The 1,147-nt window shown below is 53.1% G+C and carries 1 protein-coding gene; it reads left to right on the top strand.

Going from position 1 to position 1,147, the window contains the following annotated elements:
- Positions 1 to 786: GspE/PulE family protein (locus KDK13_RS04165; protein WP_257283665.1), on the top strand; the 786-nt coding region annotated here is incomplete at its 5' end.
- Between the last annotated feature and the right edge of the window lie 361 nt (positions 787 to 1,147).

Below are 1,147 nucleotides of genomic sequence, written 5' to 3'. Positions count from 1 at the left end.
GATGAACGACGCTGGAAAGCAATGTCAGGCCAGCCCAACGGTATCATTCTGGTCACTGGCCCCACCGGCTCTGGTAAAACCACCACGCTCTATTCAACCCTGAAGCAGCTGGCCACGGATCAGGTGAATGTCTGTACTATTGAAGACCCTATTGAAATGGTGGAGCCTGCCTTCAACCAGATGCAGGTGCAGCATAACATCGACCTGACCTTTGCCTCAGGGCTTCGGGCACTGTTAAGGCAGGATCCTGACATTATCATGGTGGGTGAGATTCGTGATCTTGAAACCGCTGAGATGGCCATTCAGGCGGCCCTGACGGGGCATTTGGTCATTTCTACGCTGCATACCAATGATGCACCCTCTGCCCTGACCCGTTTACTGGAGCTTGGCGTCCCCCCTTACCTCATTAAAAACACCGTGCTCGGTGTGATGGCGCAACGTCTGGTCAGAACCCTCTGCCCGAATTGCAAGGCAAAGGCGCCTCTGGACAACAGCGGCTGGAAAGCCCTGACCAACCCCTGGCCAGCATCGGCACCAGCAGAAGTCTATCAGCCTGTTGGTTGCCTTGATTGTCGTGAAACGGGTTATCGTGGGCGTGCCGGGCTGTATGAGATTTTAACCATGAGCCCTCAGGTCAAAGCTCTGGTTGACGACAATCCGGACATTACGCGGCTCAGCCAACAGTGTATCAAGGAAGGCATGTATAACCTGAGACAATCAGGTGCACAGAAAGTGGCTGCTGGAATTACCACCATAGCGGAAGTGATGCGGGTTACTCCCGAGTAAATCCTGCCTGATAGCTACCCGCAGTGAGCAGGGCAGATAGGGCATGCAGATAGGCAACAGAAGTCTGGCAGGGCTTGTTGCGCTCGTTGCTTTTTATTTCAACTGTCTTGTCGATAGTAAACCTATCTCTTTCTTTTCCAGGGAAGCAAGTCAGCATCATGGGACAGGCCATTGAGTATCCGTTGCAAAAGTCTATATGGCCGACAGCAGAGGTTATCGGAAAAGCGACAAAACAGCTGATTGCATCGGCTGCCTGTGCTTTAAGTCTCAGTGGTGCCTGCACTGTTGCTGGCAATGATCAGCTGCTGCTCAGTGATGCAGGCTCTCCACCATTCATCCACACCTTCGGGCAGTCCGGCTT

The organism is Endozoicomonas sp. SESOKO1 (genome assembly GCF_024606265.1).
Classification (GTDB): domain Bacteria; phylum Pseudomonadota; class Gammaproteobacteria; order Pseudomonadales; family Endozoicomonadaceae; genus Endozoicomonas.
Note: the sequence above shows the minus strand (reverse complement) of the source record. Positions and strands in the feature narration are given on the sequence as shown.